Here is a 25,448-nt window from a genome sequence, read left to right as displayed (position 1 = left end):
ACATGACCCGCCCGGCACCCCCCACTACCGTGCGGAAAGTGATCGACATTCCCCGCGAACTGGCGGCATCACAGGAGAAGTTCAACGGCGAGGCGGGCCGCGCCTTCATCAACGGACTGCCGGAGCAGACGGCCCGCTTCCTCGACCACTGGGACCTGGCACCCGACGGCCCCCCGATGCACGGCGTCTCCGCCCTGGTCCTCCCGGTCCTGCGCCGCGCCGACGACACCCCTGCGGTCCTCAAGCTCCAGATCCTCGACGAGGAGAGCGAAGGCGAGCCGGTGGCGCTGCGCGCCTGGAACGGCGACGGAGCGGTCCGCCTCCTCGACCACGACGAGCCCACCGGCACCATGCTGCTGGAGCGCCTCGACGAGACCCGCATGCTGTCCCACGTGCCGGACACCCACCAGGCCGTCGTCACGATCGCGGAGCTCCTCGCCCACCTCACCGCCTTCCCCGCCCCGCCCGGCCTGCGCTGCCTCGGCGACATCGCCCGGGCCATGCTCGACCAGACCCCATGGGCCCTCGGCCGCATCCCCGACCCCGAGTCCCGCCGCCTGGTCGCCGACTGCGCGGCCGCCGTACGCGAGGTCGTCGACGAACCGGGCGACCGCCTCCTGCACTGGGACCTCCACTTCGACAACGTCCTCGCCTCCGACCGCGCCCCCTGGCTGGCGATCGACCCCAAGCCCCTGGCCGGCGACCCCGGCTTTGAACTGTGGCCGGCCCTCGACAACCGCTACGACCCCGGCGACGTCCTCTGGCGCTTCGACGCCATGACCGACATCCTCGCCCTGGACCGCCCCCGAGCCCGGGCCTGGACCCTCGGCCGCCTCCTCCAGAACGCCCTGTGGGACATCGAGGACGACCGCCCGATCGACAAGGCCCAGCTCGAGATCGCCCACCGCCTGGCCACCCCATGAAAAAGCCCAGGCCCGGAGAGACCCGGCCTGGGCGACGAAGAGCCCCCTGTCGGATTCGAACCGACGACCTACGCATTACAAGTGCGTTGCTCTGGCCATCTGAGCTAAGGAGGCCCGTACGGGTAGGCACCCGCACGTGCCCGAGCAGTGTACCCACGTCCCCGAGGGGCCCCGTCGAAAATTTCCGCGAAGTTCACAGGCCCGGAGGTACTGACAGACCAGGTGAACGCCAGGTACGGTCCTGAGCCAGTTCATACGCGTGGACTACACCACAACGGAACTCCCGTCGTGGCACCGCCTTCCTACTCGGATCGTCCGGCACGTTCCTGCCGGTAGAAGGGGTTCGTTCATCATGGCCACTGTCTCGTTCGACAAGGCGACCCGGATCTACCCGGGCACCGAAAAGCCCGCTGTTGACGCGCTGGAGATCGACATCGAGGACGGCGAGTTCCTCGTCCTCGTCGGCCCGTCCGGCTGCGGCAAGTCCACCTCGCTCCGCATGCTCGCGGGGCTCGAGGACGTCAACGCCGGCGCCATCCGCATCGGCGACCGCGACGTCACCCACCTGCCGCCGAAGGACCGGGACATCGCCATGGTGTTCCAGAACTACGCGCTCTACCCGCACATGTCCGTCGCCGACAACATGGGCTTCGCGCTCAAGATCGCCGGCGTCAACAAGGCGGAGATCCGGCAGAAGGTCGAGGAGGCCGCGAAGATCCTCGACCTCACCGACTACCTGGACCGCAAGCCGAAGGCGCTCTCCGGTGGTCAGCGCCAGCGTGTCGCCATGGGCCGCGCCATCGTGCGTGAGCCGCAGGTGTTCCTCATGGACGAGCCGCTGTCCAACCTGGACGCCAAGCTCCGCGTCAGCACCCGTACGCAGATCGCGAGCCTGCAGCGCCGCCTCGGCATCACCACCGTCTACGTCACCCACGACCAGGTCGAGGCCATGACGATGGGCGACCGCGTGGCGGTCCTCAAGGACGGTCTGCTCCAGCAGATCGACACCCCGCGCAACATGTACGACAAGCCCGCCAACCTCTTCGTGGCCGGCTTCATCGGCTCCCCCGCGATGAACCTGGTCGAGGTGCCGATCACCGACGGCGGCGTGAAGTTCGGCAAGTCGGTCGTGCCGGTGCAGCGCGACGCGATCGCCGCCGCCACCGACAAGACCGTCACGGTCGGTGTCCGCCCCGAGCACTTCGACGTCTCGGACGCCGAGCAGGGCCTCGCGGTCACCGTGAACGTCGTCGAGGAGCTCGGCGCCGACGCCTACGTCTACGGCACCGCGAAGGTCGGCGACGACTCCAAGGACCTCGTCGTCCGCGTCAGCGGCCGTGAGGTCCCGGAGAAGGGCAGCCAGCTGCACATCGTGCCCCGCTCCGGCGAGACGCACGTGTTCTCGACGTCGACCGGCGCCCGCCTGTCCGACTGACGGCAACCGCAAACACCCAACCCCGGGTAATTCACCCAGGTTGACGAAGAAGGCCCCGCAGAGCGCTGCGGGGCCTTTCTCGTTGTCGACAAATACCCCGGCAGACCGGACGTTTCGAGCAGTGTGCGTCAACGCCCTACCCAAAAAAGGGCCCTCTCTCATCCCCCGAACCGGTGACTAAATGTCTACAAACCATTACCCCGCGCTACCCTCACACGCGTGAAGCACTCCACTACCCAACAGACGCGACGCGGCCGGGGCCCCGCCCGGCGAATCGGCCGCACCCTCGCTTTCGTCCTGCCCGTCGTCCTGGTGCTCTCCGGGACCCTCGCGGTGAGCCGAGTCAACTGGTCGGGGGGCTCCTCCGACCCGGTGCTCACCGCGGCGGACACCGCGACGTCCGCCGGCACCTCCCGTGCCGCCAAGCGTGCCCCGCAGGACGTCCTGCGCGACAAGCTGCTGACCGAGCTCCAGCAGGAGAACCCGGGCGTCGCCCTCACCCACCTCCAGCAGGCCGTGGACGAACGCCCGACGCTGGCCCGGCACTGCGCGTCCATCGCCCGCGCCCTCGGCCAGGCCGCCGTCCGGGTCTACGGCCCGACGCGCGCCCAGTCCTACGCCCGCCCGGTCTGCGACACCGCCTTCGCCACCGGCGTCGCCGCCGCACACAGCTGAGCGCACCGCCCTGCCACCGGGTGGGCAGTCGATAACGGCAGACGCGGGAACCCCTCGTCCGCCGCAGTCCCCGGGCGGGACGCACCGTACAGTTCGGTCTCATGAGCGATCCGAGCGCCGCGTCCCGCCCCGTTCAAGCCGTCGTTCTGGCCGGCGGCCAGGGCTCCCGGCTGCGTCCGTACACCGACGACCGGCCCAAGCCGATGGTCGAGATCCCCGGGACGGGGACGCCGATCATCGGCCATCAGCTGTCCTGGCTCGCCGAGGAGGGCGTGACGGACGTGGTGGTCTCCTGCGGCCATCTCGCCGATGTGCTGCAGAAGTGGCTGGACTCGGCCGATCTGCCCGTCTCCGTCACCACGGTCGTGGAGTCGGAGCCCCTCGGTCGCGGCGGCGGCCTCAAGTACGCCGCCGCTCACCTGCCCCACCCGGACCAGCCCTGGTACGCCACGAACGGCGACATCTGGACCCGGTTCTCGCTGCGTGACATGGCCGACTTCCACACCGAGCGGGACGCGATCGCGACCCTCGCGCTGGCCCGGCCCCGCCTTCCGTGGGGCGCGGTGAAGACCGACGGCTTCGGCCACATCACCGACTTCATCGAGGCCCCGCCGTCGACCTTCGAGATCAACGCGGGCGTCTACGTCTTCTCCCCCGAGTTCGCGGAGCTGCTGCCGCAGCGGGGCGACCATGAGCGGACGACGTTCCCCCGCCTGGCCCGGGAGCAGCGTCTGGCCGGGTTCACGATCCCGCAGGGGTCCTACTGGCGTGCCATCGACACGGCGAAGGACCTGACGGAGGCGGCGAAGGAGCTGGCCGCCACGGGCCGTTGAGAACGCGCCCAGGAGACAACGCCCAGGAGACAAGGAGAGGGGCCCCGCACCGTGACGGTGCGGGGCCCCTCTCGTCTGTCCTGCCTCGGTCGGCCGCTAGCCCAGCAGGCCGCCCACCAGGCCCGGCTGGCCCGAGGAGGAGCCGTCGCCGGTGCCGCCGGTCGAGCCGGAGCCGCCCGTGGCGGAGCCGCCGGACGTGGGACCGGAGGTCGTGCTCGGCGCCTCGTCGGCCGGGGAGGACTGCCGGGGCGGGGCCTGGCCCGCGCTGCCCTGGGTCTGGCTGGGCGAACCGCCGGTGACGGTGCCGCTGCCCCGGGTGGCGTCCGGCCGGGTCGTGGTGCCCGCGCTGGGGCTCGCCGAGCCGGCCGTGGCGCCCTGGGTCGGCGACGTGGAGGCCGACGGGGTCCTCTTCTCCTGCCGCTTGCCGGGTTCGCCCGGGAGCGGGGAACCCGGCAGCTCGTTGCGCGGGGCCTCGCCGGGGCCGGGGACGACGACCCGGTCGGCGTCGCGGACGGCGCCGCCGAGCAGCGAGCCGACGAGCAGGGTGAATCCGGTGGCGATGGCAGTGACGAGGACACCCCGGCGCAGCACGTAACTGCGCAGGTCCCAGATGTCGGCGCGGGGCCCGAGACGGCGCCAGGCGCTGCCGGCCAGCCGGCCGTCGACGGAGTAGACGGGGGCGCCGGCGATGATCAGCGGGGACCAGGCGGCCAGGTAGATGATGTCGGGGGTCTCGTAGGCGGGGACGCTCTTCCAGCTGACGGTGACGAGCAGCGCGGCCGAGAGCAGGGCGCCGAAGGCGGCGGCGACGCGCTGCCAGCAGCCCAGGACCGTCAGGACACCGACGATGACCTGAGCGAAGGCGATGACAAGACCGGAGCCGACCGGGTGCTGCAGGGCGAACTGGCGCAGGGGCTCGGCGACTTCCCAGGGGTGCAGCGTGTTGAGCCACGTGACCATGGAGCCGCGCTTGCCGCCGTCGAAGTAGACGGGGTCGCACAGCTTGCCCATGCCGGCGTAGATGGAGATGAACCCGAGGAACACGCGCAGCGGGAGCAGGACGACGCCGAGGTTCATCCGGCGGCCCGGGTAGTAGGCGTGCCGGGCCGGGTCGTCGGCGTGGCGCCTGGAGGCCCGCCCGGTCTCGTCCGCGCTGGCGGTGAGGTCCTCGAAGTCCTCCTCCGCGTAGGCGGGTTCGTCGTAGGCGCTGCCGACGGTGCGCATGGGCGGCAGCAGCCGGGTGTCGTCGGAGTGGGTGCGCTGGGGGCCGACGACGGGGGTCTCGACCGTCTGGTCGAGGTCGTCCGCGTATCCGGCGCCGTAGCCGTCGCCCGGGTATCCGGTGCCGCCGTAGCCCGTGCTCCCGTGGCCCGTGCTCCCGTGGCCGGTGCCCGGGCGGGCGATGACCTGGGTGGCGCCGGCGTCGGCGGTGGGTTCCTCGGCGTGGCGGACGCTTTCGTGCCGTACGGCCTGGAGGAGCCGGTGGGCGCCGGTGTCGTCGGGCGCGGATCTACCGCTCCAGACGACGGGCCGGCGGCGGGCGGTGGCCCCGTCCGCCTGGCCCCCGGCGGTGGTGACGGGGATGCGGGCGGTGTCCTCGCTGGCGGTCAGGTGCCGTGCGACCCGTGGGGACTGGACGCGACGCGTCGAGACGCCCAACTGCACGCGGAAAGACGCGTGATTGACGATGACCTGCGCCGGGTCGCTCGGCACCTTCACCATGCTCAGCGCGGGAGCGTCGTCGAGTCCCGACGAGCGGTCCCCCGTGGGAGTGCGGGGTGTTCTGGTGTCCACACTCATCTAACCGAGTGACGTCGCGATAGGACACTGCTTTGACCGGCCGGATCTGTCCGGACCCCGTCAAGCTTGTCCTTGTCGCCCCACCACCCCCCGAATTACCCCGTTCGGGTGAAGTGCCGGATACCTGTTCAGCGACGTCGGCGAGCCGCCTCGTAGAGCACGATCCCCGCCGCCACACCGGCGTTGAGCGACTCGGTGCCGCCCGGCATGGGGATCCGCACCCGGTAGTCGCACGTCTCGCCGACCAGCCGGCCCAGTCCCTTGCCCTCGCTGCCGACGACGATGGCGACGGGCCCGCCCAGGGCCTCGAGATCGCCGAGCTCGGCCTCACCGTCGGCGGCGAGACCGACGACCACGATGCCGGCCTTCTTGTACTGCTCCAGCGTGCGCGTCAGGTTGGTGGCGCGGGCGACGGGCGTACGGGCGGCGGCGCCGGCGGACGTCTTCCAGGCACCGGCAGTCATCCCGGCGGCCCGCCGCTCGGGTACGACGACGCCGTGCCCGCCGAAGGCCGAGACGGACCGGACGACCGCGCCGAGGTTACGCGGGTCGGTCACCCCGTCGAGCGCGACGATCAGCGGGTCCACGCCCGCGTCGGCGGCGGCAGCGGCGAGGTCCTCGGGGTGGGCGTACTCGTACGGCGGGACCTGGAGCACGAGGCCCTGGTGGTTCAGCCCGTTCGTCATCCGGTCGAGCTCGGGGCGCGGCGCCTCCATGAGGTTGATGCCCCCGCGCTCGGCGGCGAGTTGCAGGGCCTCGCGCACCCGCTCGTCGCTGTCGATGAACTGCTGCACGTACAGCGTGGAGGCCGGCACGCCCTCGCGCAGTGCCTCGACGACGGAGTTGCGCCCGACGACCAGCTCCGAGGTGCCCTTGGCGCGCGGGCCCTTGGTGCGGCTCTGGGCGCGGCGCGACTTGGCCTGTGCGGCGCGCTGCTTGGCGTGTCCCTTGCGCGCCTCGGCGGGCGGCGTCGGCCCCTTGCCTTCCAGGCCCCGGCGCCGCTTGCCGCCACTGCCGACCTGCGCGCCCTTCTTGCCGGACATGCGGCGGTTGTTCGCGGCCATGAGCTACCCGTCTCCGTGAAGTGGTTCGTACGTACGTCTGCGTACGTCTGCGTACGTCTGTTACGTCTGTGCCTGTTGTTACGTCTATGCAGTGTGCCGCCCGGAGGCCCGGGCGGCACAGTCGATCAGCCGTGGGCCTTGTCTCAGCGGGGGCCGAGGCTCCAGCGCGGACCCTGCGGACCGTCCTCGATGACCAGGCCGGACTGGCCGAGCTGGTCGCGGATGGCGTCCGCGGTGGGCCAGTCCTTGCGGGCCCGGGCGGCCTCGCGCTGGTCGAGGACCATGCGCACCAGCGTGTCGACCACGCCGTGCACGCTCTTGTTGAGCACAGTGTCGCCGCGGTCGCCCTCCCCGGCCCAGTGCTCGTCGAGCGGGTCGAGACCGAGGACGCCGAGCATCGCGCGGACCTCGGCGAGCCGGGCCACGGCGGCTTCCTTGTCGTCGGCGGCCAGCGCGCTGTTGCCCTGCCGGACGGTGGTGTGCACCACGGCGAGCGCCTGGGGCACGCCCAGGTCGTCGTCCATGGCCTCGGCGAAGGCGAGCGGCACGTCGGCGGCGGGCTCGACCGGGCCCCCGGCCAGCTCCACCACGCGCTGCACGAAGCCCTCGATCCGCGCGAACGCCGACTCGGCCTCGCGCAGCGCCTCCTCGCTGTACTCGATCATCGAGCGGTAGTGCGGGGTGCCGAGGTAGTAGCGCAGCACGATGGGACGCCAGCGCTTGACCATCTCGCTGACCAGGACCGAGTTGCCGAGCGACTTGGACATCTTCTCGCCGCTCATGGTGACCCAGGCGTTGTGCAGCCAGTACCGCGCGAATTCGTCGCCGTAGGCCTTGGCCTGGGCGATCTCGTTCTCGTGGTGCGGGAAGACCAGGTCGAGGCCGCCGCCGTGGATGTCGAAGACGGTGCCGAGGTACTTGTGCGCCATCGCCGAGCACTCCAGGTGCCAGCCCGGGCGGCCGCGGCCCCACGGCGTCTCCCAGCTCGGCTCCCCCGGCTTCGCCGTCTTCCACATGGCGAAGTCCCGCGGGTCGCGCTTGCCGGTCTCGCCGGCGCCGGACGGCTGCTGGAGGTTGTCCAGCTCCTGGTTGGACAGCTCCAGGTAGCCCGGGAAGGAGCGCACGTCGAAGTAGACGTTGCCGTCGGCCTCGTAGGCGTGCCCGCGCTCGATGAGGCCGCGCATCATCTCGACCATCTCGGTGATGTGGCCGGTGGCACGCGGCTCATAGGTCGGCGGGAGGCAGCCGAGGGCGTGGTAGCCGTCGTTGAACGCGCGCTCGTTCTCGTAGCCGATGGCCCACCAGGGGCGGTTCTGGTCGGCCGACTTGGCGATGATCTTGTCGTCGATGTCGGTGACGTTCCGCACGAACGTGACGTCGTAGCCGCGGTAGGCGAACCAGCGGCGCAGGATGTCGAAGTTCAGGCCGGAGCGGATGTGGCCGATGTGCGGGGCGGCCTGCACGGTGGCACCGCACAGGTAGATCGAGACGCAACCCGGCTGGAGCGGGGTGAAGTCACGGATCTGCCGGGCGCTGGTGTCGTACAGGCGAATAGTCACGGGACCAGGGTAGTAGGCCGTGGGGTATGTACGGCACCGTTCTCGGGTGCGGGCGCGTGGGGGTTTGTCGCGCAGTTCCCCGCGCCCCCAAGGGTTGGACCGGTCATCCGCGCTTCACGACCAGCGCCGTTGCCACCGCCATGAGGCCCTCGTCCCGGCCTGGGAAGCCGAGGCCGTCCGTGGTCGCGCCCGACACGGAGACCGGTGCTCCCGCCGCCTCCGAGAGGATCTTCTGGGCCTCGTCCCTGCGCTTGCCGATCTTCGGACGGGGGCCCACCACCTGCACCGCGACGTTGCCGATGCGGAAGCCCGCCTCGCGGACGATGCGGGCCGCCTCCGTCAGGAGGACGACACCCGACGCACCGGACCACTCCGGGCGGCCCGTGCCGAAGTGCTGTCCGAGGTCGCCGAGGCCCGCCGCGGAGAAGAGGGCGTTGCAGGCGGCGTGGGCGACGACGTCCGCGTCGGAGTGGCCTGCCAGGCCCGGGCCCTCGCCCTCCCACTTCAGGCCGGCGCACCACAGCTCGCGGCCGTCCTCGAAGGCGTGGATGTCGGTGCCGATGCCGACCTGGGGGAGCGGGGGCTCGTAGCGGGGTTCGTCAGAAGCCATCGTTGAGCCTCCTGCGGGCCAGGACCGCCTCCGCGAGGACCAGGTCCAGGGGGCGGGTGACCTTGAAGGCCTCCTCATGGCCTGGCACGGCCACGACCGTGAGGCCGAGCTGCTCGACCATGCCGGCGTCGTCGGTGACCTCGCCGGTCACCGTCTCGTGCGCGCGGACCAGCGTGGCCCGGTCGAAGCCCTGCGGGGTCTGCACGGCACGCAGCAGCGCGCGCTCCGGCGTGGCGACGACCGGCTCCGGCTCGCCGGGGACCCGCGCGGGCTCGACCTGCTTGACGGTGTCGGCGAGCGGCAGCGCCGGAACCACGGCCGGGGCACCGTCCCGTACGGCCTCGATCACTGCGTCGACGGTGTCCACCGGCACCAGCGGGCGGGCCGCGTCGTGCACCAGGACGATGTCGTGGCCGGACGGCAGCGCGTCCAGGCCGAGCTTCACGGACTCCTGGCGGGTCTGTCCCCCGGGAACGACGAGGAAGTCCGTCCGCTCGGGCAGCGCGTGCGCGTCGAGCAGCGACTTGACCTCGGCTGCACCGTCGGGCGGGGCCACGACGACGACCAGGGAGACGGCGCGGGAGGCGGCCAGCGCGCGGACCGCGTGGATGAGCATGGGAGTGCCGCTCAGTGCGCGGAGCGCCTTGGGGGCGCCCGGGCCGAGCCGTACACCGCGGCCGGCGGCCGGGATCACGGCCGCCGTACGGGCTGCCGCGGGGGCGGCCGGCGGCGAAGGGCGTGATTCGTCAGACATCGGTTCCTGTCAGGTTTGTGTGCTGGCCTGGCGTGGGTATGGCCTGGAGGAGTGCCGGGCGCGACGCGCTCGACCGGACCCTTCCGTGACGCTGGTCGAGCCGGCTGCCCGGGCCCGGCACGCCAAAGCAACTGGGGCGTGAGTGATAACACACCCCGGGGTGACGGTGCATCGGCATCCGAGTACGAACATGCCGCAGCGCCCGGCGACAGGAAATTCGTCATCGGGCACCGCGGCATTTCGGTGTGCAGCGTTGATCAAGCGTCAAGCAGAGTGCTGATCGACGGGTTTTCGCCTCAGGAGGCGAGTACCTCGTCGAGCAGTGCCTCGGCCTTGTCCTCGTTGGTGTTCTCCGCGAGGGCCAGTTCGCTCACCAGAATCTGGCGGGCCTTGGCGAGCATGCGCTTCTCACCTGCGGAGAGTCCACGCTCGCGCTCACGACGCCACAGGTCACGCACGACTTCCGCGACCTTGATGACATCGCCGGAGGCGAGCTTCTCCAGGTTTGCCTTGTATCGACGGGACCAGTTCGTGGGCTCCTCGGCGTACGGTGCGCGCAGCACCTCGAAGACCCGGTCCAGCCCGTCCTGACCGACCACATCACGCACGCCGACGAACTCCGCATTGTCCGCTGGCACACGCACCGTCAGGTCGCCCTGGGCGACCTTCAGCACCAAGTAGGTCTTGTCCACGCCTTTGATCTGGCGAGTTTCGATGGCCTCGATCAGCGCGGCCCCGTGATGGGGATAGACCACGGTGTCGCCAACCTTGAACGTCATGTGACAGGTACCCCTTCCGTGGCTATCCAGGGTAACACGGAAACTGCGGGTTCTGAATGGCGTTTTCGCAGGTCAGGGCATATCTCGGGGCTTGACAAGTCCGACAGGAACGTGCTTCGCACAGGGGATGGAAGAAGGTATTCGCAGGTGGGAGCGGCTGTCCGGGCCGAGCGAAACGCGTACGTTACACACATCCGAAGCACCCTCCAGACGGCCGAACATCCCGATATGTCCCGTTCCGTATGATCGACTTCCGCTACTCCGTTCGGTGGCCCGAGCGGGCTTCCGGTCGAATCCGGAATTGATCACACGGCCTCCGGGCGAGCCGTCGGTGATCAATTCCGAGGTGGTCCGCGCATTCCTTCACGGAAGTTTTGCGGTACCGCCCGGGGCTCTTATGTGAATGCCGGACGAGCACTCCGCCAATGTGACCCAGGAGTCACATGTGACACAGGAGTCAGTTGCGAGACAGGTGGGATCAGAGGTGCCGGGGGGTCGGGTGCGGCCGTGCGGGAACGGCTCGGTAACCTGAGGCCTGCTGACACACACTTAGGGCGGCTTTATCGGCCGCTCTGCTCGAGTCAAGGAGTTGCCGCCGCCGTGAGCAGCAGCCTTCGACGCGGCGCCCTCGCCGCTGCCGCCGTCGTGTTCTCGATCGCCTCGCTCGCCGCGTGCGGCGCCGGCAACAGCGCCCAGACACTGGAGATCAAGCCGGACAACGCGGCGACCAGCGTCGGCGACATCAAGATCCAGAACGCCGTGGTGATCACCCAGCCCGACCTGGAGTCGACCGGACCGGCCGCGATCTCCGCGACCTTCTTCAACTCCGGCAAGACCGCCGAGACGCTGGAGTCCATCACCATCCCGGGCACCGGCAAGACGGCCGAGCTCAAGCCCGCCAAGGGCGGCAGCCTCAGCATCCCGGCCGGCGGTTCGCTGATCCTGGGCGGCAAGGGCAACGCCACCGCCATGCTGCCGAGCAGCCGCGAGGCCGTGCAGGACGGCAACGCCCAGAAGGTCACCTTCACCTTCAGCAAGACCGGTGCCGTGAGCCTGCGCGCGTTCGTCGTCCCCGCCGAGCACTACTTCAAGGAGTGGGGCCCGTCCGAGGTGCCCGCCGCGCCGGGCGCGTCGGGAGCCCCCTCCGGTTCGCCGTCCGGGTCGCCGTCCGGTTCTCCGGCCGAGGGCGAGTCGGGTGCGCCGGAGAGCCCCGCAGGCGGTGAGACCCCGGGCGGTCACGAGTCGCCCGCCACGCCGACCGACGCGGCTTCGGCCAGCGCGACGGGTGGCGCGGGCGCCGGGCACTGAGCGGCCGTAGAAAGCAGTAGAAGGGGCGGGACCTCCTGGAGGTCCCGCCCCTTCTGTTTCCGCCTGTTTCCGTCGCCGGCGTGCGGCTCACGGGTCCCGCTTCGCGGCTTACGGCTCGAACTTGTAGCCCAGGCCGCGAACCGTCACCAGGTAGCGCGGGGCGCCCGGGTCCGGCTCGATCTTGGCGCGCAGACGCTTGACGTGGACGTCGAGGGTCTTGGTGTCACCGACGTAGTCGGCACCCCAGACCCGGTCGATGAGCTGCATCCGGGTCAGCACGCGCCCGGCGTTACGCAGCAGCATCTCCAGCAGGTCGAACTCCTTCAGCGGCAGGTCGACCTTGGTGCCGCCGACGGTGACCACGTGCCGGTCGACGTCCATGCGGACCGGGCCGGCCTCCAGCGCGGCCGGGGTCACCTCCTCGGGCTCGCCGCGGCGGCGCAGGACGGCCCGGATACGGGCGACCAGCTCGCGCGAGGAGAACGGCTTGGTGACGTAGTCGTCGGCTCCTATCTCCAGGCCTACGACCTTGTCGATCTCGCTGTCCTTGGCGGTCACCATGATGACGGGGACATTGGAGCGGCCGCGCAGCTGGCGGCACACCTCGGTGCCCGGCAGGCCGGGCAGCATCAGGTCGAGGAGGACGAGGTCGGCGCCGTTGCGCTCGAACTCGTCGAGTCCGTCGGGGCCCGTGGTCGCGACCGCGACCTCGAAGCCCTCCTTGCGGAGCATGTACGACAGGGCGTCGGAGAAGGACTCCTCGTCCTCGACGACGAGCACTCGGGTCACGGAAGGACCTCCGGGGCAGGAAGCGTTTCGTACGCGGTTGATTCGGGGGATGTGGGGGTGGACCGCCCGGCCTCCTCGTCGAGGCCCGCGCCTCCTGCGCGTTCATCTCGGGCGGGCTGCTGATGTGCGCGGTCGCGGGCCGCACCGGCCTCCGGCAGCCGCAGGGTGAAGGTGGAGCCCTGGTTCTCGGCACTCCACACCGAGACCTCCCCGCCGTGCGAGGCGGCCACGTGCTTCACGATCGCCAGCCCCAGTCCCGTACCGCCGGTGGCACGGGAGCGAGCGGGGTCGACGCGGTAGAAGCGCTCGAAGATGCGCTCCTTGTCCTTGTCGGAGATGCCGATGCCCTGGTCGGTGACGGCGATCTCGATGTGCTCCCCGCCGGACGCGTTGATCCTGCGGGCGGCTATGCCGACGCGGGTACGGGCGGGCGAGTAGTTGACCGCGTTCTCGACGAGGTTGCCGAGGGCGGCGGCGAGCTGGCCGCGGTTTCCCCAGATCTGCAGGTCGGCGGTGCCGCCCGCGGCCATCGTGATCTGTTTGGCGCCGGCCTGGTGCCGGCAGCGGTCGATGGCCTCGGCGACGAGTTCGTCGACGCGGACCGGCTCGGCGTCCTCCAGCGGGTCGTCGTTCTGCACCCGAGAGAGGTCGATGAGCTCCTGCACCAGGCTGGTCAGCCGGGTGGCCTCGATCTGCATGCGCCCGGCGAACCGCTCGACGGCCTCGGGGTCGTCGGAGGCGTCCATGACGGCCTCGGAGAGCAGCGAGAGGGCGCCGACCGGGGTCTTCAGCTCGTGGCTCACGTTGGCGACGAAGTCGCGCCGGACCGCCTCGATGCGGCGGGCCTCGGTGAGGTCCTCGACGAGCAGCAGCACCAGCCGGGAGCCGAGCGGCGCGACCCGCGCGGAGACGGCCAGGGCCTCTCCGCGTCCGGTACCGCGCCGCGGCAGGTCCAGCTCCACCTGGCGTATCTCCCCGTCGCGCCTGGTGTCCCGGGCCATCTGCAGCATCGGCTCGACGGCGAGCTTGCCGCCGCGGACCAGCCCGAGGGCGTACGCCGCCGAGCTCGCCTTGACCACCGCGTCCGCCTCGTCGAGCACGACGGCGGAGGACCTGAGCACCGACAGGACGGTGTCCACGCCCGGCGGAAGCACCGGGTCCGTGTGCAGGGAGGTACGCGTGGGGCGCTTCTGCTCGCGCTCGCTCCACCGGAACGCCAGCATGGCGATGACACCGGTGAGCACCCCGGCGATCGCTGCCACTGCGGCGACCGCCGCGTTCACGTCCATGCACCCAGGTTAGGCATGGCTCGGGCACGGGCCACAGCCGTCGGACTGCGACCTCGAACACTCGTCGCCCAGAGTTCACCTTGGAGCCAGTATTGGTTCATTTGGGATGACGGAAACGGACGCGTACAGGCCGGAACGTGGGAGCGTGGGGTTCGGACCGTTGGTAATACGACGGTCGTACCGCCGGTTGTTCGGTGGGCCCCGGCTCGTTCGGTGGGCCCCGGCCCTCGAACCCCCGACACAGACGCACGAGAGGGAAGCCTGATGCGGGACGCGTACCACGAGGAACTGGACTCGATCAGCGACAGTCTGGTGGAAATGGCCCGGCTGGTCGGATCGGCGATCGGGCGCGCCACCACCGCCATGCTCGACTCCGATCTGAAGCTGGCCGAGGCCGTCATCGAGGCCGACCAGAAGGTCGACGAGCTCCAGCACGACCTGGAGGCCCGGGCCATAGCCCTGCTGGCACGGCAGCAGCCGGTGGCGACGGACCTGCGCATCGTCGTCACGTCGCTGCGGATGTCGGCCGACCTGGAGCGCTCGGGCGACCTCGCCCAGCACGTGGCGAAGCTCGCGCGCCTGCGCTACCCGGACCGCGCGGTCCCGAGCGACCTGCACGCCACCATCCTGGAGATGGGCCAGCTCGCCCAGCGCCTGATGGCCAAGGCCGCCGAGGTGATCATCACCAAGGACGTCGACCTGGCGCTCCAGCTGGAGCAGGACGACGACGAGATGGACCTGCTGCACCGCACCCTCTTCCAGCACCTCATGGACGACCGCTGGAAGCACGGCATCGAGACGGCCGTGGACGTCACGCTGCTGGGCCGTTACTACGAGCGGTTCGCCGACCACGCGGTCTCCGTCGCCAAGCGCGTGGTGTACCTGGTGACGGGCGAGCACGCCGACGAGCTCCAGCCGGACGTGCAGCCGGAGATCCAGGCGGTGACGACGGAGGCGGAGAGCGCCTGAGCGGCGAGTGGGAGTAGGCCAGGGGTAGGGGTCCGCCGGGGGCGGCCGAGGGGCGTCCGGGGCGCGCGCAAGCCTCAGTGCGCCGTTGATGCGCCCAACGGAACGGGCGTCCAATGGGCACAGGCACCAGCCTCGAGGAGGAACCCATGGCCGATTCCCCCAGCACCACGCCCGACCCCACGCAGGAGCGCCCGACCGAGCAGCCCGCCGAGGTCAGGAACCTGACCCTGATCGCCGCGTGCGGCTGCGGCTCGGGCTGCGGCTGCGGGTGCCAGTCGGGCAGCCCCTGCCAGTGCGGCTGAATCCCGCAGGGCTCCGGTGGTTCGCCGCCGGAGCCCTGCGGCGTTGGCCCTCCCGCGTTACCCCAGGGCGTTGGCCCTACGGCGTTGGCCCTACGGCGTTGGCCCTGCGGCGTTGAGGTCGCCCGCGTGCTCGTACGGGCGGAGCATGGACCTGAGGGTTCACCGCAGGGTTCGTACGGAAGGAGGCGCGGGCCATGGCCAAGTTCATGGATGTCCACCACAGCATGAAGGGCATCACGGAAGAGCAGCTGCGCGAGGCCCACAACGCGGACCTCGCCATCGAGGGAGACGAGCAGGTCCACTTCGAGAGGGCCTGGGCGGACCCGGAGTCGGGCCACGTCTACTGCCTCTCCGAGGCGCCCTCGGCCGAAGCCATCCAGCGCATTCACGAGCGCGCCGGGCACAAGGCCGACGAGATCCATCCGGTGCCGCTGTCGATTCAGTGAGGTGAGCGGCCGGCGGCAGAACTCGCGCCGTAGCCGCACACCATCGGGAACATCCCGGGCCGGGGTCAGGTCCCGGAGGCGGAACCCTCCGGGACGTGCCCCAGGGCCTGCGCGGCAGGCTCACTCTGCTCTTCCTCCGTCGTCTCTTGCGGCAGCCGCCGCATCAGCACCGCGTACCCCAGCCCGGCCACCGTGCCGACCACCGCGCACAGTCCCCACAGCCACTCCGCCCCGACCCGGTCGATGACGAAGCCGGAGAGCAGCGGGGCGACGAGGGCGGCGACGGACCAGGACATCGTGTACATGCCCTGGTAGCGGCCGCGGCCGTGCAGCGGGGACAGCCGGACGACGAGGCCGGTCTGCGTCGGGGCGTTGACGATCTCGGCCAGCGTCCACACGCACACCGTGAGGGCGATAGCGCCGACCGACCCGGCGAAGGCGGTGAGAGCGAAGCCATACCCCGCGAGGAGCGAGGAGAGGACGAGCAGCCGGCGGGGGTCGCGGTGCTCGATGAACCGCGTGACGGGAATCTGCAGGACGACGATCAGTACGCCGTTGACGGCGATCGCCGCCCCGTACTCGACCGGCGTGAACCCGGCCTCGCCCATCGCCACCGGCAGCCCCACCGACCCCTGCTGGAAGATCAACGCGACGAGGAAGGACAGCCCGACGACGCTCATGAAGCGCCCGTCGCGCAGCACGGTGCCGAGGCTGACGGAGTCGTCCCGGGCACCGCTCCTGTCACTCGCGGCCGTCTCGGCGGCGGGCTTGGACTCCGGCAGCCGCAGGAAGACGAGGATCGCGCAGGCCATCGTCATACCGGCCTCGATCAGGAACCCGGCGCGGTAACTGACCTCGGCGATGAACCCCGCGGCCATGGAGGACACGGCGAAGCCGAGGTTGATGGCCCAGTAGTTCAAGGAGAAGGCACGGATACGGTCCTCGGGCCGCACGATGTCCGCCATCATCGCCTGCACGGCCGGCCGCGACGCGTTGCTCGCCATGCCGACGAGGAAGGCGACACCGGCGATCGCGACCGGGTCGTGCACGAACCCGAGGAGTGCGACGGACACGGCGGTCGAGGCCTGTGCGATCAGCAGTGTCGGCCGCCGTCCCAGCCGGTCGGTCATCACCCCGCCGCCCAGCGAGGAGATCACTCCGCCGAGCCCGTGCAGGGCGGCGACCAGACCGGCGTACGTGGCGGAGTAGCCGCGGTCGAGTGTCAGGTACAGGGCCATGAAGGTGGCGACGAAGGCGCCGAGCCGGTTGACGAGCGTGCTGGTCCACAGCCACCAGAACTCGCGGGGCAGCCCCGAGACGGTCTCCTGGACGGCCCGTCTGGCGCGGACGGCGTACGGCATGGACTCCCCCGGATGTAAGTGGCCGCGCGTAAGTGGCGCACGCAGGAGTCACACATTACGAGCGGCTGCTTGACGGCGGCCACTCAATTAACGGATCCGGTCAAGCGTCCGCCTGCCGGGCAGCCACGCGAACGGGCGAATGCGTGGATTACGCTCTGGGGCATGGCCGACGCACCGTACAAGCTGATCCTCCTCCGCCACGGCGAGAGCGAGTGGAACGAGAAGAACCTGTTCACCGGCTGGGTGGACGTCAACCTCACCGCGAAGGGCGAGAAGGAGGCGACGCGCGGCGGCGAGCTGCTCAAGGACGCCGGCCTGCTCCCCGACGTCGTGCACACGTCCCTCCAGAAGCGCGCCATCCGCACGGCGCAGCTCTCCCTGGAGTCCGCCGACCGCCTCTGGATCCCGGTCCACCGCAGCTGGCGCCTGAACGAGCGCCACTACGGCGCCCTGCAGGGCAAGGACAAGGCGCAGACGCTCGCCGAGTTCGGCGAGGAGCAGTTCATGCTGTGGCGCCGGTCCTACGACACCCCGCCTCCGGCGCTGGACGTCGACGCCGAGTACTCCCAGTTCTCCGACCCGCGCTACGCGACCCTCCCGCCGGAGCTGCGCCCGCAGACGGAGTGCCTCAAGGACGTCGTCGTCCGCATGCTCCCGTACTGGTTCGACGCGATCGTCCCCGACCTCCTGACCGGCCGCACGGTCCTGGTCGCGGCCCACGGAAACTCGCTGCGCGCCCTGGTCAAGCACCTCGACGGCATCTCCGACGAGAACATCGCGGGCCTCAACATCCCGACGGGCATCCCGCTGTCGTACGAACTCGACTCGGACTTCAAGCCGGTGAAGCCGGGGGGGACGTACCTGGACCCCGAGGCGGCCGCGGCGGCCATTGAGGCGGTCAAGAACCAGGGCAAGAAGAAGTAGAGATCGTGATCATGCCCCCGACCTGCGCATACGGCGCGGAGCGGGGGCATTTTCACGGCCTGGGCCCTCTGTGGGACCTCAGCGCAGCGGGTCCTGCGGTGGGCGGAGGGCCTGACCGAGTGCCTTCCGGGCCCGGTCGCGGCTGCTCGGCATGAGGTGCGCGTACACCTTCAGCGTGAGTCCCGGGTCAGAGTGCCCGAGGTACTCACTGACGGCCTTGATGCTCTCGCCCGCGTCCAGCAGCACCGACGCGTAGAAGTGCCTCAGGGCGTGCATGCCGTGCTCGCGCGCGGCGGTGTGCTCCCGGCTCTTGGCCTTCGGGATGACGCCCACGGATGCCAGAGCGGGCTTCCAGTGGTCCTCGTTCAGTGAAGTACGCCAGACGTGGCCACCGTTGGGCCCGGTGAAGATCAGACGCTTGGTCACGGGCTGGCCGTTCGCCCGCATCCACGGCAGCGTGATCTCAACGGGCGGGAACCGCTTGATGTGCTCCTTGAGCGCTTCCGCCACGGGATCAGGCAGCGGGACGTCACGAAGCTTGCCACCCTTCGGGGGCGCGAACACAGCCTTACTCAGGCTGAGCTTGAGCTGCTGCACCACGTGCAGGGTGCCGCTGTCGAAGTCCAGCTCATCCACGGACAGTCCGAGGATCTCGCCTTGCCGGAGGCCACAGCCGGCGCCCATGTCCACCATGGGCCGGAAGCGTTCGACCATGGCGGCCCGCATGGCGAAGACGCGTCCCGGCTCCCAGGGGACGACACGGCGCATGCCCATCTCGGGGAGCGTCACCGTGCGCGAGTTGCACGGGTTCCGGCGAAGGTAGCCGTCCTCTACGGCCGCAGAGAGCACCGCCCGGACGTTGGAGAAGATCACGCGGGCGTACGCGCCGGACATGCCGGATGCTTCGAGCTGCGTCACGAACTCGCGGATGTGGCTGGGCTGGAACGAGCCTAGGGGACGGGACCCGATCCGAGGGAAGGCGTGCAGCTTGAGCTGAGACTGCATCGACGCCCGCGTGTTCGGGTCTCCGCTCTGGCTCGTGAGCCAGCCTTCCGCGAACTCCTGAAACGACGTCCGGGACGCGTTCGGGTCGATGTAGTCGCCACGGGCCACGTCCGCCGTGACCTTGCTCAGCCACTGTTCAGCGAGCCGCTTCTGTCCGTCAGGAAAGGACTTGCCCTTGCGCTTGCCGTCGGGCGCGAAGTAGCGGGCCCGGTAGCGCATGCCGGTTCCATGACGCTCGGTCTTGACGCGGACGGTCTTGCCGTCCGCGTTGGTCTCGGACTTGAACCAGCGGTCTTGGATGCTGCCTGCCATCGGAGGCGGGGTCCCTTCTCAGCATGGATCAGGGGTGGCCGTTCAACGGCCACCCCTGGCGTGTGCGAGGTTGCGTCAGACCGCGACGCGGTCGACGTTCTTGAGCTGAGTGACGTAGGCCCCCACTTCGGCGGGGTCGTAGCGCACGTGCTTGCCGACGCGAAAGCCGGGAGGGCCGGTGCGCTTCCTGCGCCACTGGTAGACGGTTTCGAGGGGGACGCCGAAGATCTCGGCGATGTCGTCGGGGGTGAGGTACCGGTCCGGGAGACCGCTGTGGAGGGTGGCGCGGGGGTCGGGTTGAGCGGAACGAGTTCGGCTCATGGAGTCCTCAGAGGTTGAGTCGCGTTGGCTTCGAGGAGTTCTCGGACTCCGCGTGTGTCCGAGGTGCGGATTTCTGCGTCACCGCGTCACCTGCGTCATTCAGGCTTCTGACCTGCGGGTTTTGGGTGACGCAGAGCGCCGGTGGTGCGTCACTGGTGACGCAGGCTGTCCGTCACGGGTGACGCGGGTGACGCGGCGTGACGCAGGGATCGGCCGTCTGCGTCACGGCTGTATGCGCAGGTCACCCGCCGTTTTCCGGGGGCTCATGACGCAGGTGACGCAGCGTTCCCCACTTAGGAAAAAGAAGGGGGCGTCTGTGGTGGTGCAGTGCGGCTCAGGACATGAAGAAGGAGCCGCTTCGCGGCGCGTCCAGCGCAGGGCGGCGGCCGCCGCCGAACAGCAAGAGGAGCACGCCCGGCCGGTGGTGCTCCTCTTGCTCGTGCGGTCGGGGCGGTGCCGGTCAGAACGCCTGCTGCTCGTGCGGGGGCGCGGACGGTGCGCGGGTCATCTCGATGTAGCGGCCCTCCCTGGTGCGGCCCGAGTCGATGAGGACGCCCCTGGCGGCCAGGGTCGGCTGAAGGCGCTTGAGACGGTCGGAGAGGACTTTGCCGGTAGTCGGCCAGCCCTTGGGCAGGGGACGGAAGTCTTCGCCCGTGTAGAGGCGGGTGAGGCAGTACAGCCACTCCGTGGAGGTCATCCGCTGCTCTGCGCCCGGTTCGATCTCGGCGGCATGCCTGAGGACGGTCTGTGCGAGCAAGTCGCCCTCAATGACGTCGTCGTTGAGGTCGTCCAGACTGGCCCGGTACGCGGTGAGCGCCCCGAAACCGGTGGCCGCGTCGAGCTGCGCGCACAGGTGCGCGAAGTCCGCCATCCGCAGATCGGTCGGAGTTTCCGCCTCCACCGCGCGGACCTTGACTGTCAGGTCCAGCAGCGACCCGAGGACGACTGGCAGAACCTCCGCGTACTCCGCCCACAGTTCCGCCTCGGTGCGCCGAACGCGGGGGCGTTCCAGGCGCAGGGGCAGGAGCCGTTCGGCGAGGTCGGGGCGAATGACGCCGACGTCAATGCCGGTCAGGAGCAGGGGACGGCGATAGCGGGCGCGGAAGACGTCCCCGTCGGTGAACAGAGCGCGCTTGACGTTCTCGGCTCCGGTGACGATGCAGCACATCGCATCCGACAGGTCCGGGGTCATGTGGGAGAGGTTGTCCAGGGCGGTGACCCATCCGGCGGCCACGGCCGCGATCAGGTTCTCCTCATCCTTCGGTGCCCGGCGTAGGTCGCCGCTCATGCCCTCGATGATCCGCACGAGCATCCTGCCGCCGGTGGACTTCCCCGCCCCCTGGGGGCCAGTGAGGAACGGGGCCGGGACGGGAACCGTCGGCTCCAGGCAGCCGATGAGCCAGGCGATGGCCAGGCACTCGGTCTCCGCGGTGGCGAAGTTGCACAGCCGCAGCAGCAGATCGATGCCCTTGCCGTTGGTGTCCTTGGCCGGCAGGGGCAGTTCCCCGGTGAGCTGAGTGCGACGCCAGCACACCTCACGCGGGTCCGGGGTGGCGATGTCCCAGCCGGTGGGGTGGATCCGGACGGACTGCCCGTCGTTGCGGCCCAGGTCCAGCCACGTCGCCCCGTCGAATCCGGGCGCGACGCGGATGTGCACGGGCTGTACGTCCTCGGTCAGCGCGAGTGCTTCGATCAAGTCCAACGCCTCCTTGAGCGCGGTCCCGTTGAACACGCCGATGCCGTCCTTGAACAGCCCGACCATGAGTTCCTGGCGGTGGCTTCCCGTGGTGCCCTGGGAGCGGATCGGGCGGGCCACGGGGTGGCCGTTCTTCTGTGCGTAGACGGTTCCGTCGGCGGTGCGGAAGTACCGGAAGTGGGATTGGGCGTAGTCGGTGATGACCTCGCGGGCCGGGTTCTTCTCGTCGTCGGACATGGTCACAGTCCCAACGTGGTGCGGGCGTTGTTCCAGGCGTCCATGCAGTGCCGGGCCGTCTCGCCCTTGCTCTGCGCGGCGGTGAACAGGCGGGACACGTGGGAGTCGGTGAGGCAGCCGCACCGGCCGTGCGTGGACAGCACAGCCAGCAATGTCCCGTACACGGTGGAGTGGATCGCGCTGCGGGCCTGCGTGATGCGCTGCTCCGCCATTGCGATGCCGCGTTCCAGGAAGGCGGGTGTGCGGTGCGGGCACTGCCCCACGCCCGAGGGTGCTGGCACGGAGACGGAACGGGGCGCGTGCCAGATGGCGGGCGGTTCTTTCGCGGCCAGCGTGCGGACGGCGTTGGGCAGATCGGTCAAGGTGCCGGTGCCGCGCCCGAGGTAGCGGGCGTAGGCCATGGTCGACTTGATGTCGACACCGGGCCGGACGGCGTTGTGCGACGACATAGCGCCCCGGTAGATCCAGTGCTCACCGCGCGTCGTCTGCACGACCCGTGTGGCGGGCAGGGTCTCGCGGGCCCAGTCGACGGCCGCCGCGTCGTCGAGGTCGACGACGGTCAGCCCGGCGGCTCCGGGGTGGTAGGCGACGCAGACGGCCCGCCGCCATGCGGCCGTCCAGGCCGGGGACGTGAGGACGGCCGGGTCGGTGGTTGCGGCGGCCCATGCGTGGCAGACATCCGGGCACCGGCACGGGCCTGCGCTCTTCATGTTCGGTCGGCCGCCGCACACGTTGCTCGCGCACTGCGGGCAGTTGCCGAACGGCGCCTTCCCCGCGCGCAGGGGCAGCACCGGCACACCGGTAGCTGCCAGCGTGAGCGCGGTCCGCAGGGGCTCAGACAGCGTGCTCATGCGGCTGCCTCCAGACCGGTTGTGGCCAGCAGGGCGAGTGCGCCATGCCCGATGTGCTCGCTGTAGGCGGGCGGGATGCACTCGCGGATGCCGTCGCGGTTCATCCACGGCACCCCGAGCACCCGACGGGCGAGGTCGACGCCGGAGAAGTTGCCGACGAACTGCCCGTAGTGGCCGGGCGGGACGGGGCGGCCCATCTTGGCCTGCGGTACGAGGTGCGCGGGGTGGCCGAGCTGGGCGAAGGTGAAGCCGCCGCCGGTCTCGAAGAACCGGTGGCGGTAGTTGGCCAGACCGAACATCTGCCCGCACAGCATCACCGGGGCGTGGAGCTTGGGCACCGCACCACGCACGTTCTCCATCACCCACGGGCGGCCGGTCGCCTCCAGTGCCACGCGGGTCGGGGCGATCAGATCGGGATGGTCGTTGTCCTGGATGCGCTGGCATTCGGTGTCGTGCTGGCACGGCGGCGAAGCGTGGATGAAGTCGAACGCGGCCCCGTGATCCAGAACGAACGTGATCGCGTCCGCCTGCACGAACCGGAACGGGTAGCGCGGCTGCGGGTCCTTGTCGACGCCGGTCACGTCGAACCCGGCATCGGTGTAGCCCTTGCCGGCGCCGCCCTGGCAGCAAAACAGGTCCAGTAAGCGCGGCCGTCGGCTGGGCACTCGTCGGATGGTGGTGGGGTGGGTCATGCTGGACATCTCCAGTTCCTAGAAAGGTTCTGGCTGACAAGGGCGGCCCTAGTTCTTTGACGAGATGCGGGGGCCGCCCTTGGCATACCGGCGGGTGAGCGTGGAAGCAGCGAGGGTGACCAACTCGCGTTTCTGCGACGGAATCTGATGCTCCGTTACCTGTTGCTCAACCGTTATGAGGCGGTGCGGGTGGCGCGGAGATGTGGGGGTGGGGGGGGGGGGGGGGGGGGGGGGGGGGGGGGGGGCGCCCCGGGGCCCCCCCCCCCCCCCCCCCCCCCCCCCCCCCCCCCCCCCCCCCCCCCCCCCCCCCCCCCCCCCACCCCCACGAAAATCTCCGCGACCTGCGGAAACGCTGTTTGCGATCTTGCTTTTGAGGTCGTGATCCTGGATGTGCGTCGAGGCGCCCGGCGCATCCAATGATCACAACGCTCAAGGGGGAAACCCGTGTTCGACCTGATCGCCCAGACCGTGCCCTTCACGCTGGGTTGCTTCTCGCTCATCGCTCTCGCGTCCGACCCGGTCGCGCCCTGCGGTCCGTCGGCCAAGAAGTCGGCGGAGACCATCAGCGATCACCTGCGTGCGATGGCCAACCACGCCCGTGCCATCTCGGTGCTGATCGTCCGCAAGTCCGGGGCGGGCGGGGGCGAGTGAGTCTTGCCCCGGCGGCAGGCGCCGGCCGCCGGGGCACCCTTCGTGCTAGCCGTGGAAGTGGTTGCGCTTGAACGTCGCCTTGCGGATGTTCACGGTGGTGCCGCCCTGGTGGCCGCTCGCGCTGAAGATCTGCACGGCGAGCCATCCGCCGAAGATCACGGCGGCCAGGATGATGAGCTGGGTGATGAACGCGGTGAGCGCGGCGATGAACGACGTGAGCAGGATGAGCCCGCCGCACACAGCGAGGAACCCGACGCCCCCGAGGGCGACGTTCACCGCCGCCCGGGAGACCGGCGGCTTGGTCGCGACCGGTTCGGCCTTGGCGGGTTCGATGGCGTAGCCGGTGACCACGCGGCCGTCGGGCAGGACCACGCTCGCAACCGTCGGCACTCCGTGCGGCTGGACGGGGATGAGCGGCACGGGCGTCACGGCGGCCGGGGTGATGGGGGTGGGGTGGTGGACTTCCACGGCCCTCTCGGCGGGCGCGTGGCCGGGGTGTTCGGGGTACATGCGGAATCCCTTCCGGTGCCGGTTCAGGGAGGCTGAGACACCCCCTTCGGGGTGCCGTGTGGAGGGGGTTTCAGGGGCCTGGCCTGCGGTGCCTCCCTGACTCCCTGAGTGATCATTCATGCAGGTCAGGGCCAGGGAGGCGGGCCAGGGAGGCGGTTAGGGAGTTCTCCCTGCCTCCCTGACCCGTCGGGGGCTGGATCCCTGTCATCCGTCGGCGGAAGCGGAACCCTCGTCGTCGCGGTTGGCGAGGGCGCGGGCGACGCGGTCGCGGGCGACGACCATGACGCCGTCGGACTTGTAGGGCTCGGCGCCGGCGTCGTCCAGGACGCGCTTGAGGTCGATGAACGACCAGCCGCCGTAGGCGTCCTGGTTCAGGTTCGCCAGACGGGTGAGTACATCCTTCGTCCGCACCCGCGAGGACTCCCCGAGCACATTCGCGATGTCGGCGAGCGAGTCATGCTCCTCGCCCCGCTCGATGGCGTGCAGGGTGGTGACGCCGTCGCGGATCGCCTTGGCGCGGTCGGTGATGGCTTCGGCGTTGTCGTCGTCGATGTAGTGCGTGCGCACCGTGATGGACGACTGTCCGGCCGGGATGTCGATGCCGGAGGAGGCGAGGACCAGGGTTCCCTGGTCCAGGCCGGGACGCAGCAGGTTGGGGGCGGCGCCGCCGTCGACGGCCTTGTCCCCCAGTGCCATGCGGGCCTGTGACTCGGTGCCCAGGGCGAGCGAGGCGCGGGTGTGGGCGCCCTCGCGGACCAGCTTGGGAAGGTTCTCGTTGGTCGGGTCCTGGGTGCCCTGCCACATCAGCACGTTGACCGCCCGGCCCTGGTTGTGAATCTTGCGGACGGCCATGTAGTAGCGGGAGTTGGCCTTCTGGCCGCCGTAGGGCCGCTTTTCCTCGTCCTTGAGCGGGCACATGAACGCCACCTGCGCCTCGTCGACCAGCACGATCAGCGGCGGGAAGACGCTGCCGGGCGGCGCCTGGAGACGACGGTTCATCTCCTCCACAGCGCCCTCGACCATCTCAACCACTTGGATCACGTGCTCATCGGTCGGGCCCTGGATGAGGGTGCCGGCGAGGCCGTCGAACATGGCCCAGTCGCCCACGCCCTTGAGGTCGCCCATGAGGAACTGCACCGACTTGTCCAGCGACAGCCACAGCGCCAGCGACCTGAGCGCGACGGTCTTGCCCTGGTTGGACAGGCCGGTGATGAGCAGGTGGCGCTGATACAGGCTCAGCGCGGCGGCATCTCCGCGCAGGTCCTGGCCCCAGGGGGCGCGGCCCTTGGTGTAGTCGGCGGTCATGGTCTCGTCGGTGACCAGCGGGGACGGGCCGATCGGCTCGTCCAGCGC

General features: G+C 70.3%; 26 protein-coding genes and 1 tRNA gene. 10 read left to right on the top strand and 17 right to left on the bottom strand.

Annotated elements, in window-relative coordinates; translation table 11 throughout:
• The first annotated feature begins 2 nt into the window (after positions 1 to 2).
• On the top strand, positions 3 to 923 hold the full coding sequence (locus ACIBK5_RS08010; protein ID WP_399017373.1) for an aminoglycoside phosphotransferase family protein: 921 nt from the start codon (positions 3 to 5) through the stop codon (positions 921 to 923).
• 40 nt (positions 924 to 963) lie between these two features.
• Here the strand turns inward: ACIBK5_RS08010 and ACIBK5_RS08005 are convergent.
• Positions 964 to 1,037, bottom strand: a tRNA-Thr gene (locus tag ACIBK5_RS08005).
• A 238-nt stretch (positions 1,038 to 1,275) separates the two neighbouring features.
• Here ACIBK5_RS08005 and ACIBK5_RS08000 point away from each other — a divergent pair.
• The 3 genes from ACIBK5_RS08000 (at position 1,276) to ACIBK5_RS07990 (ending at position 3,866) form a co-directional block, all read left to right on the top strand.
• The gene (locus tag ACIBK5_RS08000; RefSeq protein ID WP_399017371.1) at positions 1,276 to 2,358 is read left to right on the top strand and encodes an ABC transporter ATP-binding protein; all 1,083 of its coding nucleotides are present in this window, start codon (positions 1,276 to 1,278) and stop codon (positions 2,356 to 2,358) included.
• A 219-nt stretch (positions 2,359 to 2,577) separates the two neighbouring features.
• Positions 2,578 to 3,033: a hypothetical protein gene (locus ACIBK5_RS07995; RefSeq protein ID WP_399017369.1), complete on the top strand. Its 456-nt coding sequence runs from the start codon at positions 2,578 to 2,580 to the stop codon at positions 3,031 to 3,033.
• A 101-nt stretch (positions 3,034 to 3,134) separates the two neighbouring features.
• Positions 3,135 to 3,866, top strand: a complete 732-nt coding sequence (locus ACIBK5_RS07990) for an NDP-sugar synthase (RefSeq protein ID WP_399017367.1) — start codon at positions 3,135 to 3,137, stop codon at positions 3,864 to 3,866.
• Positions 3,867 to 3,962: 96 nt separating this feature from the next.
• Here ACIBK5_RS07990 and ACIBK5_RS07985 read toward each other — a convergent pair whose 3' ends face one another.
• From ACIBK5_RS07985 to ACIBK5_RS07960, 6 genes are all read right to left on the bottom strand, one after another.
• Entirely contained in the window at positions 3,963 to 5,666 is a 1,704-nt protein-coding gene (locus ACIBK5_RS07985; protein WP_399017365.1) for a DoxX family membrane protein, read from the bottom strand.
• 128 nt (positions 5,667 to 5,794) lie between these two features.
• On the bottom strand, positions 5,795 to 6,730 hold the full coding sequence (gene rlmB / locus ACIBK5_RS07980) for a 23S rRNA (guanosine(2251)-2'-O)-methyltransferase RlmB (RefSeq protein WP_399017363.1): 936 nt from the start codon (positions 6,728 to 6,730) through the stop codon (positions 5,795 to 5,797).
• A 143-nt stretch (positions 6,731 to 6,873) separates the two neighbouring features.
• Positions 6,874 to 8,289 carry a cysteine--tRNA ligase gene (cysS, locus tag ACIBK5_RS07975; protein ID WP_399017361.1) on the bottom strand — a complete coding sequence of 472 codons (1,416 nt, stop codon included), beginning with the start codon at positions 8,287 to 8,289 and terminating at the stop codon, positions 6,874 to 6,876.
• 103 nt (positions 8,290 to 8,392) lie between these two features.
• Entirely contained in the window at positions 8,393 to 8,899 is a 507-nt protein-coding gene (gene ispF, locus ACIBK5_RS07970) for a 2-C-methyl-D-erythritol 2,4-cyclodiphosphate synthase (protein WP_399017360.1), read from the bottom strand.
• Positions 8,889 to 9,653 carry a 2-C-methyl-D-erythritol 4-phosphate cytidylyltransferase gene (gene ispD / locus ACIBK5_RS07965; protein WP_399017358.1) on the bottom strand — a complete coding sequence of 255 codons (765 nt, stop codon included), beginning with the start codon at positions 9,651 to 9,653 and terminating at the stop codon, positions 8,889 to 8,891. The genes ispF and ispD overlap by 11 nt, the downstream gene beginning before the upstream one ends.
• A gap of 296 nt (positions 9,654 to 9,949) precedes the next feature.
• Positions 9,950 to 10,432, bottom strand: a complete 483-nt coding sequence (locus ACIBK5_RS07960; protein ID WP_003953493.1) for a CarD family transcriptional regulator — start codon at positions 10,430 to 10,432, stop codon at positions 9,950 to 9,952.
• 600 nt (positions 10,433 to 11,032) lie between these two features.
• On the opposite strand from ACIBK5_RS07960, the gene ACIBK5_RS07955 reads away from it, so the two are divergent.
• Entirely contained in the window at positions 11,033 to 11,740 is a 708-nt protein-coding gene (locus ACIBK5_RS07955; RefSeq protein ID WP_399017355.1) for a DUF461 domain-containing protein, read from the top strand.
• A 108-nt stretch (positions 11,741 to 11,848) separates the two neighbouring features.
• Here ACIBK5_RS07955 and ACIBK5_RS07950 read toward each other — a convergent pair whose 3' ends face one another.
• On the bottom strand, positions 11,849 to 12,529 hold the full coding sequence (locus tag ACIBK5_RS07950; RefSeq protein ID WP_004929857.1) for a response regulator transcription factor: 681 nt from the start codon (positions 12,527 to 12,529) through the stop codon (positions 11,849 to 11,851).
• Positions 12,526 to 13,818, bottom strand: coding sequence for a sensor histidine kinase (locus ACIBK5_RS07945; protein WP_399017354.1), 1,293 nt, complete (start codon positions 13,816 to 13,818; stop codon positions 12,526 to 12,528). The genes ACIBK5_RS07950 and ACIBK5_RS07945 overlap by 4 nt, the downstream gene beginning before the upstream one ends.
• Before the next feature lie 264 nt (positions 13,819 to 14,082).
• On the opposite strand from ACIBK5_RS07945, the gene phoU reads away from it, so the two are divergent.
• The 3 genes from phoU to ACIBK5_RS07930 all read left to right on the top strand — a co-directional run bounded on the left by phoU (position 14,083) and on the right by ACIBK5_RS07930 (position 15,535).
• Positions 14,083 to 14,787: a phosphate signaling complex protein PhoU gene (gene phoU, locus ACIBK5_RS07940; protein ID WP_399017352.1), complete on the top strand. Its 705-nt coding sequence runs from the start codon at positions 14,083 to 14,085 to the stop codon at positions 14,785 to 14,787.
• Positions 14,788 to 14,933: 146 nt separating this feature from the next.
• Positions 14,934 to 15,089 (top strand): hypothetical protein, encoded by a 156-nt coding sequence (locus ACIBK5_RS07935; RefSeq protein ID WP_399017350.1) that lies wholly within the window; start codon positions 14,934 to 14,936, stop codon positions 15,087 to 15,089.
• A 194-nt stretch (positions 15,090 to 15,283) separates the two neighbouring features.
• On the top strand, positions 15,284 to 15,535 hold the full coding sequence (locus tag ACIBK5_RS07930) for an SCO4226 family nickel-binding protein (RefSeq protein WP_399017349.1): 252 nt from the start codon (positions 15,284 to 15,286) through the stop codon (positions 15,533 to 15,535).
• 65 nt (positions 15,536 to 15,600) lie between these two features.
• Here the strand turns inward: ACIBK5_RS07930 and ACIBK5_RS07925 are convergent, their stop codons facing one another.
• Complete coding sequence (locus ACIBK5_RS07925; protein WP_399017347.1) at positions 15,601 to 16,896, bottom strand: MDR family MFS transporter; 1,296 nt, start codon at positions 16,894 to 16,896, stop codon at positions 15,601 to 15,603.
• A 162-nt stretch (positions 16,897 to 17,058) separates the two neighbouring features.
• Between ACIBK5_RS07925 and ACIBK5_RS07920 the strand changes: the two genes are divergently transcribed.
• The gene (locus ACIBK5_RS07920) at positions 17,059 to 17,820 is read left to right on the top strand and encodes a phosphoglyceromutase (protein ID WP_399017345.1); all 762 of its coding nucleotides are present in this window, start codon (positions 17,059 to 17,061) and stop codon (positions 17,818 to 17,820) included.
• 78 nt (positions 17,821 to 17,898) lie between these two features.
• Here ACIBK5_RS07920 and ACIBK5_RS07915 read toward each other — a convergent pair whose 3' ends face one another.
• From ACIBK5_RS07915 to ACIBK5_RS07895, 5 genes are all read right to left on the bottom strand, one after another.
• The gene (locus ACIBK5_RS07915) at positions 17,899 to 19,137 is read right to left on the bottom strand and encodes a tyrosine-type recombinase/integrase (RefSeq protein ID WP_399017343.1); all 1,239 of its coding nucleotides are present in this window, start codon (positions 19,135 to 19,137) and stop codon (positions 17,899 to 17,901) included.
• A gap of 75 nt (positions 19,138 to 19,212) precedes the next feature.
• Positions 19,213 to 19,458: a helix-turn-helix domain-containing protein gene (locus ACIBK5_RS07910; protein WP_399017341.1), complete on the bottom strand. Its 246-nt coding sequence runs from the start codon at positions 19,456 to 19,458 to the stop codon at positions 19,213 to 19,215.
• A gap of 460 nt (positions 19,459 to 19,918) precedes the next feature.
• Positions 19,919 to 21,391, bottom strand: a complete 1,473-nt coding sequence (locus tag ACIBK5_RS07905; RefSeq protein WP_399018297.1) for an ATP-binding protein — start codon at positions 21,389 to 21,391, stop codon at positions 19,919 to 19,921.
• Positions 21,392 to 21,393: 2 nt separating this feature from the next.
• Positions 21,394 to 22,242 (bottom strand): bifunctional DNA primase/polymerase, encoded by an 849-nt coding sequence (locus tag ACIBK5_RS07900; protein WP_399017339.1) that lies wholly within the window; start codon positions 22,240 to 22,242, stop codon positions 21,394 to 21,396.
• Positions 22,239 to 22,934, bottom strand: coding sequence for an SAM-dependent methyltransferase (locus ACIBK5_RS07895; RefSeq protein WP_399018295.1), 696 nt, complete (start codon positions 22,932 to 22,934; stop codon positions 22,239 to 22,241). The genes ACIBK5_RS07900 and ACIBK5_RS07895 overlap by 4 nt, the downstream gene beginning before the upstream one ends.
• 444 nt (positions 22,935 to 23,378) lie before the next feature.
• Here ACIBK5_RS07895 and ACIBK5_RS07890 point away from each other — a divergent pair, with 444 nt between their 5' ends.
• Positions 23,379 to 23,585 (top strand): hypothetical protein, encoded by a 207-nt coding sequence (locus tag ACIBK5_RS07890; protein WP_399017337.1) that lies wholly within the window; start codon positions 23,379 to 23,381, stop codon positions 23,583 to 23,585.
• A gap of 45 nt (positions 23,586 to 23,630) precedes the next feature.
• Here the strand turns inward: ACIBK5_RS07890 and ACIBK5_RS07885 are convergent, their stop codons facing one another.
• Both ACIBK5_RS07885 and ACIBK5_RS07880 read right to left on the bottom strand, forming a co-directional pair.
• Positions 23,631 to 24,095: a hypothetical protein gene (locus ACIBK5_RS07885; protein WP_399017335.1), complete on the bottom strand. Its 465-nt coding sequence runs from the start codon at positions 24,093 to 24,095 to the stop codon at positions 23,631 to 23,633.
• Between the two features lie 204 nt (positions 24,096 to 24,299).
• The coding region (locus tag ACIBK5_RS07880) for an FtsK/SpoIIIE domain-containing protein (RefSeq protein WP_399017333.1) at positions 24,300 to 25,448 on the bottom strand (1,149 nt) is incomplete at its 5' end.

Source organism: Streptomyces sp. NPDC050546 (genome assembly GCF_044457425.1).
In the GTDB taxonomy this organism is placed as follows: domain Bacteria; phylum Actinomycetota; class Actinomycetes; order Streptomycetales; family Streptomycetaceae; genus Streptomyces.
The sequence above is the reverse complement of the archived record's forward strand: the minus strand, read 5'-3'. Positions and strand labels throughout refer to the sequence as shown.